Here is a 13,876-nt window from a genome sequence, read left to right on the forward strand (position 1 = left end):
ATTTCCACCACGGGTCTAGTACCTTTTTCCACCCACTACAAATCGTTATATATCCGCAATTTCCAGAATTTTCAGGCTTAATTTTAAATCTGAATATTATGAGATTACCCTTTTTGATTATCACATTGGCATTAGGCATTATCTACAATGTAATTGCACAACAATCTTACCAGGAAATTACCCTTGTAAACCAAGAACCTTTTTTGCTAGGAAAAATTACCGAAAATCACCTAATGTCCCAAAATTATGCATCTTGGTACACACCTAATTATGAAAAATATGAAACTGATAACGCCCAAATAACGTTGTTTAGACAAAATTTAAGTGCATTTAAAATCTTAGTTTTTATGGGAACATGGTGCGGGGATAGCAAACGTGAGCTACCTGGATTTGTAAAAATCCTGAAAGAAGCCAATTATCCTATGGAGAATTTAAAAATAGTTGCGGTGGACAAACGAAAGGACAACTACAAAAAAAGTCCGCAAGGTGAGGAATGGGCGCTTCATATTCGTAGGGTTCCAACATATATATTTTACAAAAATGGCAGGGAAGTCAACAGAATCATAGAAAGCCCTATTTCTACTTTAGAAGGTGATATATTTAAAATTGTTTCCGGTGAGGCATATATCCCCAATTACGCTACTACCTTACATTTTGATTGATTCATAAACCTTTTACGACTATAATAAATTCCTTAAATTTTAAAGAACCTTAGCAACTTTTTTACGTTATATCTATATGGAACAAATTTATACGCCGTTTAAAATTACATTGCTTCTATTGCTCATTACTACAGCACCATCTTGTAGCCAAACCGATGACATTAGATCAGAACCTATACAGGAGCAAAATGGTAATACGCAAAAGGCAACATATTTAGCTCTTGGAGACAGTTATACGGTCGGTGAAAGTGTAGACTTTGAACAAAGCTTTCCTGCACAATTGGATACTAGAATAGAGGAAACAAAAAACCTAAACGTAGAGACCACGGTCATTGCCCAAACCGGGTGGAGAACGGACCAATTGATTGCATCTATAATGGGTAGGAAATCTGGCAATTATGATTTGGTCACCCTGCTCATTGGGGTAAACAATCAATTTCAATCCCGGCCATTTGCCCAATATGAATCAGAATTTCCAGAACTTTTGAAAAAAGCCGTTCAACTGGCGGGCAATGATTCCAATAAAGTGATCGTACTATCGATACCGGACTATTTTTATACCCCTTATGGTCAACAAAATGGCAATGAACAAATTTCTAAAGCACTGGACGATTATAATCATTTTGCAAAAGTAACCTGTACATCAATGGGCATAACCTTCCTTAACATTACGGATATTACCAGAAATGGTTTGAACGAGCCCGAACTGGTTGCCGCTGACGGGCTACACCCTTCTTCCCTTGCCTATAAAAAATTTGTGGATAGACTTTATCCTTTAGTGTCCACAAGATTGAAAGATTAATACATATCGATTATATTTGCCAGCTAAATAAACGACGGCATGCAATTATCGGAGCAAGAGCTTATCAGAAGAGAAAAATTGGAAAAACTAAGAGCGCTGGGCATCAATCCATATCCAGCTGCGCTATACCCTGTCAATGCCACATCGGCAAGCATAAAATCCAATTATGAGGAAGGTAAACAGGTTATCGTTGCCGGTAGATTAATGTCTCGTAGAATTCAAGGAAAAGCCTCTTTTGCCGAGCTACAGGATAGTTCTGGTAGAATTCAAGTTTATTTCAATAGAGATGAAATCTGTACTGGAGAGGACAAATCCTTATACAACGATGTTTATAAAAAATTGTTGGATATTGGAGATATCATTGGTATAGAAGGCGATTTATTTACCACTCAGGTGGGTGAAAAAACGATAATGGTAAAGAAGTTTACCATGTTGAGCAAATCGCTTAGACCATTGCCATTGCCCAAAAAAGATGCGGAAGGCAAGGTTTACGATGAGTTCAACGACCCAGAATTACGTTACCGCCAACGATATGTAGATTTGGTGGTCAATCCAAAAGTAAAGGAAACGTTCATTAAGAGAACCAAGATTACCAATAGTATTCGTGAGTTCTATAACGATAAAGGTTATTTAGAGGTTGAAACGCCTATTTTACAACCTATACCAGGTGGTGCTACGGCACGTCCTTTCTTAACGCACCATAATGCCCTGAACATTCCATTGTATTTACGTATTGCCAACGAACTTTACCTAAAGAGATTGATCGTTGGTGGGTTCGATGGTGTTTATGAATTCTCCAAGGATTTTAGAAACGAAGGAATGGATCGTACCCATAATCCAGAATTTACGGTAATGGAACTGTATGTAGCCTACAAAGACTACAATTGGATGATGGATACCACTGAAAAATTATTGGAGAAAATTGCAATGGATGCCAATGGAACTACTAAGGTAACCGTGGGCAAACACGAAATTGAATTCAAGGCTCCTTACGCAAGAGTACCTATTTTAGAGGCTATAAAAATACACACAGGAATAGATGTTGCCGGAATGCCAGAAGATGAACTACGTGAAACGGCTAAAAAATTAGGTTTAGAGGTCGATGATACTATGGGTGTAGGCAAACTGATCGATGAAATTTTTGGCGAAAAATGTGAGCATCATTATATACAGCCAACCTTTATTACCGATTACCCCAAGGAAATGAGTCCACTAACAAAGGAACATAGGGACAACCCTGCATTAACAGAACGTTTTGAGCTTATGGTAAATGGTAAAGAGTTGGCGAACGCTTATTCAGAGCTTAATGACCCTATTGACCAAAGAGAGCGATTTGAAGAACAATTAAAGCTTTCGGAAAAAGGTGATGATGAGGCAATGTTTATTGACCAAGATTTTCTTAGGGCCCTAGAATACGGTATGCCCCCTACCTCTGGTATTGGTATTGGCATTGACCGTTTGGTTATGCTCATGACCAATAATGCCTCTATACAGGAAGTATTGTTCTTCCCGCAAATGAGACCGGAGAAAAAACCTCTACAATTATCGGATAACGAGAAAGTTATTTTTGACATTTTAAAGTCAGAAAAGAAAATAGAATTGGATGCCCTTAAAAACAAGGCCGATCTAAGCAACAAAGCATGGGACAAGGGCGTTAAAGGTATTACAAAACAACAGTTGGCTAAAATCTATAAGGAGGGCGATGTTCTTTTTGTTGAATTAATAAAATAGCCTTTTCAAGGAAAAATAAAAAATAGTAGCTTAGAAGCTGGCAAAACCAACCAGCATGAACCTAAGTAGTAAAATAGGATTGATTACAGGTCCTATTGTATTTTGTATTTTAATTGCCCTGCCCAGTGTAATTATATCTGATAATGCTGATGCTGTTATAGCGGTAGCATTATGGATGGTAATATGGTGGGTAACCGAAGCGGTTTCCATATCAGTAACCGCATTGTTGCCCCTGTTGCTTTTTCCTATTTTAAAAATAATGCCCATAGCAGATGTAGGAGCAAATTACGGCAGCCCTATTGTCTTTCTTTTTTTTGGCGGCTTTGTTATGGCTCTGGCCTTGGAGAAAGTCAACTTACATAAACGTATTGCCCTGAATATTATCAGACTTACAGGTACTACCGCCAATAAGGTCGTATTGGGCTTTATGATCGCTACGGCGGTATTGAGCATGTGGATCAGTAATACGGCCAGTACCGTTGTTATGTTACCTATAGCCATGTCCGTGATCAATCTGTTAATAGAGGATGAGGACGGATTTACAAAGAGGGACAGAAATTTTGCCTTGAGCGTAATGTTGGGCATTGCCTTTGCTGCCAATGCCGGTGGTATTGCAACGGTCATAGGTACGCCCCCTAATTCCGTACTTATTGGCCTATTGGAAAATGAATATCAAATTGAAATATCTTTTTTAAAGTGGATGATCATAGGGCTACCTTTTTCCCTCATCATGATTTCCATATGTTATTTGGTTTTAACCAAATTGTTCTTTCCCACACAAAATTTAAGGTTCAAGGCATCCAACACCATTATTCATCAAGAGCTTAACAAATTGGGACCTACTTCAAGGAAAGAAAAAATGGTACTTATCATTTTTGCGGTTACCGTATTTCTATGGGTCTTTAGAACACTCATTAATACGCTATTTCCATCTTTGGGACTTACGGATACTCTCATCAGTATGTTTGCCGCTATAGCCTTATTTACTTTGCCCTATAATTTAAAGAAAGGAGATTTTATCCTTCAATGGCAGGATACCCAAAAACTTGCTTGGGGTATCCTTATTTTATTTGGTGGCGGACTCTCCCTTGCCAATGGCATGTCCGTATCTGGTATTGTGGATTTGGTTGCAGAGCTTATAGGACAGAGTAACCTTAGCATTCTATTTACCGCTACTCTATTAATCATCTTAATGCTCTTTATGACAGAATTAATGAGCAACGTTGCCCTTGTAGCCGTTTTGGCACCGGTCGTCGCAGGTATTGCCTTAGGTTTGGGATTACCTATCGTACATCTACTTATACCTATTACCATTGCCAGTAGTTGTGCATTTATGCTTCCTATGGCCACACCGCCCAATGCAATCGTTTTTGCCAGTGGTTATATTAAGGTTCATGAAATGGCACGTGCCGGTGTTGTATTAAACCTCATTGCCGTTCTATTGCTTATTGGAATGTTCCATTTTATCCTTCCCATTATTTTCACTAATCCATAATATAAAATAAAGCCCTTGCGGTTTGCAAAGGCTTTATAATTGACTAATTCAGAATGAAAAAATGATTATTCCTACTTAATAGACGCCTTCTTCCGGACATTGTTACAAATAGGCTTAAGAAATTATTAACTATTTGTTACAGATATTATTTCAATCTTTGAAAATTACCTAACTAACTCAAGAAAATGAAAAGAAAACTACTTCTAAAGTTACTCGTTCTAGTATGTGTTTTTGGTTATCAGAATACCGAAGCACAAATTTTTAAGAAAAAGAAAAAAGATACCGAGCAGGAAGCCGGTAAACCCTCTAAAGACAAGATCCAGCCCTATAGTAAGGTTATTACCAAGGACGCTATTAGCGATACGGGACTATTTACCACCCATATGGTAGATGAAAATCACTTTTTTGAAATACCGGATTCGCTTTTCAATAAAGAAATGTTGATGGTAAGCCGTATTTCCAAAACCGCATCGGGAATAGGGTTTGGTGGTGGAAAAATCAATACTCAGGTACTTCGTTGGGAAAAGAAAGATAAAAAAGTATTGCTTCGTGTGGTTTCACATGACGTAGTGGCGGCAGATTCCCTACCTGTACATGAAGCGGTTGTCAATTCTAATTTTGAGCCTGTACTTTTTTCCTTTGATATAAAGGCCGTAAAAAAAGATTCGCTCTCGCCCAGTACGGTCATTGAGGTAAATGATATTTTTACCAAGGATACCAAAGCTTTTGGAATGCCAGAACGGTACCGAAAGAGATATAAGGTTTCGCGTTTAGATGAAGGCAGGGGATACATAGAGTCTATAAAGAGCTATCCTTTAAATGTAGAAGTACGCCATGTAAAAACGTATATGGCCAGTAACCCACCAAGTAATTCTACCTTAGGTTCAATTTCGGTAGAAATCAATAACTCTATGGTACTATTACCTGAGGAACCTATGAAACGCAGATACTTTGATGAGCGTGTAGGTTGGTTTGCACGTGGTCAAGTAGATTATGGCCTAGATGCCCAAGAAAGTAAAACCATTAAATTTCTAGACCGTTGGCGTTTGGAGGTCAGGGATGAGGACATTGAAAAATATAACAATGGCGAACTCGTTGAACCAAAAAAACAGATTGTTTATTATGTTGATAGGGCAACCCCTAAAAAATGGGTTCCTTATATAAAACAAGGAATTGAAGATTGGCAAGTTGCCTTTGAAGCCGCCGGTTTTAAAAATGCCATTATTGCCAAGGAACCCCCAACGGTAGAGGAAGACCCGGAATGGTCTCCAGAAGATGTAAGGTATTCCGTTGTTCGGTACCTTGCATCGCCCATACCCAATGCAAACGGACCGCATGTTAGCGATCCACGTAGCGGTGAAATTCTTGAATCGGACATCAACTGGTACCATAATGTCATGACTTTGTTGAGAAATTGGTATTTTGTACAAACTGCGGCCATAAACCCCGCTGCCAGGGGTATATCTTTTGATGATGAAATTATGGGTAGGCTCATACGGTTTGTTTCGTCACACGAAGTTGGCCATACATTGGGGCTGCCACATAATATGGGTAGCAGTGTTGCCTATCCTGTAGACTCGTTACGATCCAAAACCTTTACCCAAAAATACGGTACGGCACCTTCCATTATGGATTATGCACGATTTAACTATATAGCCCAACCAGGAGATGAAGGGGTTGCATTAATGCCAAATATTGGCATATATGACAAATATGCCATACAATGGGGTTACAAGCCTATTTTGAATACATCTGCTGAAGAGGAAAAACCCATTTTGGATAAATGGATATTGGCACATGCCGGTGATCCGTTATACCGTTTTGGCCATCAACAGGTAGGCGATATCGTAGATCCAAGCTCACAGACCGAAGATTTAGGTGACGATGCCATGAAAGCAAGTGCATATGGTATAGCCAACTTAAAACGTATTGTACCCAAATTAATAGAATGGACGGCAGAAGACGGCAAGAACTATAAAGACCTAGATAAACTATACGGACAGGTCTTTGCCCAATTCAATAGATATATGGGACATGTATCCAACAATATTGGCGGGGTATACGAAAACCATAAGACCTATGATCAAGAGGGTGCGGTTTATACGGCGGTTCCCAAAGATCATCAACAAAGGGCCATGGCATTCTTGAACGAAGAGTTATTTACTACCCCCACGTGGATGCTGGACGAGGAAATTCTTAAACGTACGGAATACTCCGGATTTTTAGAGCAAATGCGTAGCATGCAGGTACGCACCTTGAACAATGTACTGAGCCTAGGCAAAATGGCAAGACTTATAGAGAATGAAACGTTAGACCAAAAGAATGCCTATTCACTTGCGCAAATGATGGGTGAACTTAGAACCGGCATCTGGTCCGAAACCAAAAACGGGAAAGCTGTGGATACTTATAGAAGAAACCTTCAAAAAGCTCATATAGACCGTTTAGCATATCTATTGACCGCAGAAAACCAAACTAAGGCGTCTGATTATGGTGGCTACAGAAAATCGACAGTTGTCAACACTAGCCAATCTGATATTCGCACCATGGCGCGGGCAGAATTGAACATTTTAAGACGTGAAATCAGGAATGCAAGAAATAGGACATCCAATTTAATGACAACATATCATTACAACGATGTTTTTGAGCGTATTAACGACATTTTGGACCCAAAATAATTGTTGCAGATTTTAGCCGATTTTAGTGGTCTATCGATGAAAAACCAATAAGATCGATAAACGTTTAAGGTTGACCACATTCTAAATACATTACACATCAAAAAAAGCCCATTTCACAACAATGGGCTTTTTCATGTTATTTAGTTCTATAGTTTAGACTTGAATTTAAACCCCCAAATCATGAATAATAAATTAAAAAGTCTAGTTTACTTAAGCTGTTTTATTTTTGCCTCTGTAGTGTATCATCAAACTACAAATACAGAAGCAAAAGAAGAATTGGCCTCTAACACAATTGAGCAAGAAGTAGACATTGTCATTAACCCTTACGAGGAGCATGACAGAGTTCAAACGAATTAAGACATTTACAGTTCTAACCTACTTAAAAGCACGATCCAAGGATCGTGCTTTTGCATTTAACAATTTTTGGCACGCCGTTAATTAATTGCCAAAATGAATAATACTTTTAAACCAATGCTGTAAAATGCTGTCAAAGAAACAAATGCAAAAAAATAAAAAGATGAAAAAATTAGTATTGGCCATTTTAGTAATGGCAGGATTATCGGCAACGGCACAGGATCATGACATAAAGTCTAAAAGAGGAACCATGAAAGATCTTAGCCCAGAACAAGTAGCTACATTACAAACTAAGAAAATGACGTTGGCATTGGATTTAAACGAAACTCAACAATCCAAATTAAAATCCATTTTTATTGAGGAGGCCAAAATGCGCAAGTCAAGAATGGAGGATTTTAAAGCACAGAAAGAAGATGGTAAAAAATTAACAGCAGAAGAACGGTATAAGCGCCAGAATGAACGGTTAGACCATCAAATAGAACGTAAAAATGCAATTAAATCCATTCTTGGTGCGGAACAATACGCAAAATGGGAAAAGATGGACCATCATAAAAAGCGTAAGTTTAACGACAAAAGAAAAGACCACAAAAAAGAAAGACGCATGTCTAGAGAATAATATTATAAAAAAAATTATAACAATGGCCCACTGATTGCGGGCCATTGTTATTTATAAATACTTGCAAACTAAGATTTTACATATTAAAAACAACCCTAAATACCTTCATTTTAGATTGTTTAATAGAGGAAATTTTACATTTATCGAATAAATTGCACTTTGCAAACGTTCTTTAGGTACTTAGTTGGTTCCAAATCTGGTTTATCGATTATTTTTTTACGACCAAAATTTGGAATATGAAATTAATACCTATGATTGTCAGTAAAATAAGATATTGTATACTATTTATAATTATCTGTTTGTTAGCCAGTTGTCAACAAGAACTATACAAGTCTAACAATAAATATAATATTCCTGAAAAAAGTACGGAAGAGCCGCTGGTGCAATTTTTGATCGAACCTACCAACTATAGTGCCATTTACGAAACGGAAAATTTGGCCAAGGCTTACGATTATTCCAAAATTGCCCATAAAACACTATGGATCAATCAATTCAACGAAAAACTTAAGATTGAGCCAACTACAAGGGTGGTAACACTTCATGAAACTGCCGGCCTAAGCAATACTGCAGTGGACAGTTTGTTGAAATTTGTTTCAAAAGGGGGTACGTTGTTCATCACTAAAGCCACCAAGGATGAACGCATATCCTTTTTCTATGGTATGACACCAGATTCGGACTGGAGCACCAATATAGAAGCATCTGGGCTATTCTTTAAAAAACCTCTTTTTCCGGGAATGCAAGGCAAAAGTTTTGATAACAAAACCATGCACCTTGGTTTTGAGGGTTCTAATTTTTCCAGTACGGTAAACGTACTTGTTGCCTCCCATACCCATCATGACTACCCTGTACTTCTTGAAAATAGAATAGGTAACGGTAAAGTGGTATTCTATAATTCATCTGAAATTTTAAAGAAAGAAATGAGGGGTCTCTTATTTGCCGCTACATTATTAGGCTTAGAAGGTATTCCCTACCCTATTGCAAATATAGGAACCTTGTTCCTAGATGATTTTCCTTCATCTGTTTATGATTCAAGTGGTGCGCCCATAGCATTAAACAATGGAGAACAAAAATTAGAGTTTTTAAAATCGGACTGGTGGCCCAAGATGAAAGAATTGGCCATTGAGGAAGATTTAAAATATGCAGCTTTTGTGACGTTCAACACAGACAAAAGCAACAAGGACAATATCAATTTTAAAAGCTGGGACAAATCTACCCTCTTAGATGGCAAAAATGATGAAATTGCCAATACCTGGATCAATGATGAATTCATAAAAGCCGGTCATGAAGTTGGTTTAAGGGGCTATAATGATTTGCCCTTATTACAGAATTTATGGAAAGACACGGATTTAATGGAAGACGTTACCAAAGCCTCTGATAAAAAGTGGAAGGAAAGCGTTTCTAAAAATAGTCCGATCTCATATGTAGCACCAAACAATCAAATTGATAGTTTAGGATTGGCTGCCCTTAAAAAAGGGTTTCCCAGCATAAATTATATGCACACCTCTTTCTTGGGCGATTTGGATAAAGGGGGCAATAGGGAATTTGACCCAGACCCGTTGAATGCCCGGTTTTTTGATTACCCACGGTTAAGTAGCGGCTATACAATATCCGACAAGGAAAAATGGGCATTGGAATCTACCTATCTCTATACTGGTATATGGTCCCATGCCTTGAATACCTCGCACATTACTGACAGAACAAGTGCCGAGAAAGCAATAGATGAATTAAAAGTCCATATCGTGGATTATAAGAGCAGGCACCCGTTCATGCGATTTTTACCCGCAAAAAAGTCCACCGAGACAGTAATGGATTGGAGGTACCAAACCGTTAGACACTTGAATTTTGAAGGCCAGTATGAAGTAACGAGCTCCATAAACGGGGATGCCAAAAAAGAATCCTATTGGTTAATGTATGTCGATGCGGTCAACAAGGACAGATTAAACAAAAAGCTCTACGATGAACAAATAAAATTTCAGTCAGTTCCTTTATTGAATGGTTTCATCTACAATATAAAGACCAATTCACCTAGCATAAGTGTGCCGGATATAAGGCCAGAAATAAGAACCTTGATTGGAACAACGTCTTCTTTGATTACCAAGATGAACAAGGAATACAAAGCCTTTAACGAAAGTAAGAGTACCATGGTACCGTTAAAGGAAAAAATAGACCGGGCCATTGTAGAAGAGAAAAACGAAAAGGCTTCGGAACTTATGGAAGAATTGTTCCAAGACAACAATTTCATCAATACACAACAGGTCATTGCCTATGCCAAAACAATGAAGACACAAGGTAAGACCAAAGAACTTTGGCAGCAATTAAATACCATGTACCTGAAGAACCCTTCTGCGTCCTATGCCGATTTTTCAAGGGATATCAGCACTATTAGCGACTACCCATCACCTGAACTAAAAAAGCTTTGGATGGAACGCCAAATGGAGTGGGGAAGCCAAGATGTGGAATTTTTAAAAGACTACTATACAAATTTTAATACGGACGAAAACACCGTTATCATAGAACAGGTGTTGGAAGTTGTCTACGAGCAAGAACCCAGTCAAGAAAACCGCAATATGTACTATGACTTTCTAATACGTACTAGCAATACACAACTTTTGTCCAAATTGGATGAAATAGCACCTTGTTCCATAAATGACCAAGCTTTCGCCACTAAAATGGCCAAAGCATATGCCGATCTGCTCAATTTTGACAAAGCATTACAATGGCAAAAATGCGGCATTGAACTCGATCAGGACATTATTGCGGAGTGGTCCCAAAATTCAAAATCCATTGAAGGTAAAAGAGCTACAGATTTCCCATATTTTATTCAGTTCATGATGGTCAATGACAGGGATAGGGCCATTGAAGAAATGCAGTTTGTTGAATTTTGTAGGGAAGACCTAAAAGACTTGTCCAATAATATTGCACAGCTCTTTTCAGAATATGCACAATATGAAAAAGCATTGCAATGGAGCTCATGTGCCATTAATATTCCCATTACCAATTTGATGGACTGGCATATGGAAACCGGTAAAATGGACCAGTTGCAGACCATATATAAAAATTACATTAAGGACAATCCCAAGGATTATGACACCATGAACTACATGGCAAAATTACTTTTATTAAAAGGGGATATAGAAGCTGCCGGTGAAGTTGCCATGACCATACCCCCCTCTAAACTGGATTCAGATTTTAAGATTGGTTTCAATAATGAGGTCAAAGAGGATACAGACCAAGAACAGACCTTGTACATTAGTAAGTTTAAAATTTTAATGGACGATGCCATCGTTAGAAAATCTGCCATAGAGACCAGAAAGAAAAAAGGTCATTCTATTGGGTTAACCTCTTCTGCCATTGCAAACAAATTTGATCCTACCCTTTTCAACAATAATTTCTATTTTGGATTTTATAACAAGAAATTCGATTTTCATCGTTTTTCAATAGAACAAGGTACTTCTTACGCTGTATTAAAAGATACTATAGTTGTCAATGACAAGGGTAGGGATTTATTGGGCGTTGGCTACCTCTACAGAACAGAATCCAACTTAAAAAACCCGTTCTATATTGGCGCGAAGGTTGAAATGGACAATTTTAACAATGTCTTTTATCACTTAAATTCCGGCATTGATTTTATTGGAAAAGCGGCAAAAACTACTTTACAAATAAACGCACACCCAGTTACAAATGCTCCTGGTTATGCACTCAATATTTATGATCTGTCTGTAATGGCCAAACAACAATTTTATTACTCGTCCAGCTTAAAACATTCGTTTATGCTCGATGCCACCTATTATACGGATAGTCAATATTATACCATAGGTAGTACCCGATTGGAATATCATCTGTTGAACGTAGATACATTTAAATTGGGACCTGTACTGGAAGGAGCTTACGCTATAGGTTCTGAGGAACAAAGAAATGGTTTCCCCTATTGGTTGACCAAAGAACGACTTTTTGGTGGTGGGGGACTTCTTTTACAGATCGGGGATGAGGATTCTGATTTTAATCTAAGTAGTGATTTCTCCCTTTTTGCGGAACAGGACGAACCTACTTTTCAACGTTATCAAGGTGAGTTATCCTACCGTATTAAGGACTTTACCAAAATCAACCTTAACTATACATATTATACCATTGATGAATTCTTTTCCAATGCGTTTCAGTTAGGTATACAATATAATTTTAAATAACAGAACGAATTTAAATTAAAAAGCCCTCCAAAAGAGGGCTTTTAATTAATAATACCGCGTATTTTAAGCTGATCTTTATAGGACAATTTCCTTTAAGGCATTAATGGTTTCATCCAAATCCGCATAACTTAGGGCATCATTTAAAAAATAACTTTCAAAGGCACTTGGCGGCAAATAAATACCCTTGTTCAACATACCATGGAAATATTTTTTGAACGTTTCATTGTTGCCTTTGGCAGATGATGAAAAATCTACCACGGGCTCATCAGTAAAGTGTACTGAAATCATACTGCCAAACCTATTAATCTGGTGGTCTACACCTTTATTTGTCAGTACTTCCGCAATACCCTTATGCAGGTATGCCGCTTTTTCTTGCAAACTTGTAAAAACCTCAGGATTATCGTTAAGTGCAGTCAGCATTGCCAAACCAGCGCTCATTGCCAATGGGTTCCCACTTAATGTTCCTGCCTGATATACCGGCCCGTCTGGGGCTAAATAATCCATAATTTCCGCCTTGGCAGCAAAAGCCCCCACAGGTAAACCTCCGCCAATAACCTTACCATAGGTTACAATATCAGCCTTAATGTCCAAAACTTCCTGTGCGCCTCCCTTAGCAAGACGAAAACCGGTCATTACTTCATCAAATATCAATAAAATACCTTCTTGGGTGCAGATATTCCTTAGACCTTGTATAAATTTTTCCGTAGGTACAATGCAACCCATATTACCCGCAATAGGTTCTATGATAATTGCGGCAATTTCATCTTTGTTGGCCGCTACCAAAGTCGCTACACTATCAAGGTCATTATACGTTGCCAACAAGGTATCCTTTGCTGTTCCCTGGGTAACTCCGGGACTATTAGGACTACCAAAAGTTACGGCACCACTACCGGCTTGGATCAAGAACGAATCTGAATGACCGTGATAACACCCTGCAAATTTGATGATCTTATCCTTTCCCGTGTAACCCCTTGCCAACCGTACCGCACTCATACAGGCTTCCGTACCGCTGTTCACAAACCTAATTTTATCAATATTCGGAACCATGGATAAAGCCAATTGCGCCAATTGTGTCTCTATTTCCGTTGGCATTCCAAAAGAAGTACCTTTTTTTGCCTTATCGATTACCGCGTTAATGACCGGTTCATAGGCGTGACCCAAAATTAAAGGTCCCCAAGATGCTATATAATCTATTAACCTATTACCGTCCTCATCATACAAATAGGCACCTTTGGCCTCTTTAACGAATATTGGGTCACCACCTACTGCCTTAAAGGCCCTCACCGGTGAATTTACCCCACCGGGTATATAGTTCTTTGCCTCTGCGAACAAGGCACTACTTCTTTGATAGATCATA

At 38.3% G+C, this 13,876-nt stretch carries 8 protein-coding genes; 7 read left to right on the top strand and 1 reads right to left on the bottom strand.

All coding sequences use genetic code 11. The features are described from left to right. Window positions 1-98: 98 nt before the first annotated feature. The 7 genes from Q2T41_RS05630 to Q2T41_RS05660 all read left to right on the top strand — a co-directional run bounded on the left by Q2T41_RS05630 (window position 99) and on the right by Q2T41_RS05660 (window position 12,519). A complete protein-coding gene (locus Q2T41_RS05630) occupies window positions 99-662 on the top strand; it encodes a thioredoxin family protein (RefSeq protein WP_304435264.1) in 564 nt (187 codons plus the stop codon). Between the two features lie 76 nt (window positions 663-738). Further along, a complete protein-coding gene (locus Q2T41_RS05635) occupies window positions 739-1,464 on the top strand; it encodes an SGNH/GDSL hydrolase family protein (protein WP_304435265.1) in 726 nt (241 codons plus the stop codon). Window positions 1,465-1,503: 39 nt separating this feature from the next. Beyond that, window positions 1,504-3,195, top strand: a complete 1,692-nt coding sequence (gene lysS / locus Q2T41_RS05640; RefSeq protein WP_304435266.1) for a lysine--tRNA ligase — start codon at window positions 1,504-1,506, stop codon at window positions 3,193-3,195. A gap of 55 nt (window positions 3,196-3,250) precedes the next feature. Then, a complete protein-coding gene (locus tag Q2T41_RS05645) occupies window positions 3,251-4,690 on the top strand; it encodes an SLC13 family permease (protein ID WP_304435267.1) in 1,440 nt (479 codons plus the stop codon). 185 nt (window positions 4,691-4,875) lie between these two features. Further along, complete coding sequence (locus Q2T41_RS05650) at window positions 4,876-7,365, top strand: zinc-dependent metalloprotease (protein WP_304435268.1); 2,490 nt, start codon at window positions 4,876-4,878, stop codon at window positions 7,363-7,365. A 517-nt stretch (window positions 7,366-7,882) separates the two neighbouring features. Further along, window positions 7,883-8,335 carry a DUF4890 domain-containing protein gene (locus Q2T41_RS05655; protein WP_304435269.1) on the top strand — a complete coding sequence of 151 codons (453 nt, stop codon included), beginning with the start codon at window positions 7,883-7,885 and terminating at the stop codon, window positions 8,333-8,335. Between the two features lie 236 nt (window positions 8,336-8,571). Further along, window positions 8,572-12,519, top strand: coding sequence for a DUF2194 domain-containing protein (locus Q2T41_RS05660; protein ID WP_304435270.1), 3,948 nt, complete (start codon window positions 8,572-8,574; stop codon window positions 12,517-12,519). Window positions 12,520-12,594: 75 nt separating this feature from the next. On the opposite strand, the gene hemL is transcribed toward Q2T41_RS05660, so the two are convergent. Continuing rightward, window positions 12,595-13,875 (bottom strand): glutamate-1-semialdehyde 2,1-aminomutase, encoded by a 1,281-nt coding sequence (gene hemL / locus Q2T41_RS05665; RefSeq protein WP_304435271.1) that lies wholly within the window; start codon window positions 13,873-13,875, stop codon window positions 12,595-12,597. Window position 13,876 lies beyond the last annotated feature (1 nt).

The sequence above is a fragment of the Maribacter confluentis genome (assembly GCF_030505015.1).
GTDB classification, from domain to species: Bacteria; Bacteroidota; Bacteroidia; order Flavobacteriales; family Flavobacteriaceae; genus Maribacter; species Maribacter sedimenticola.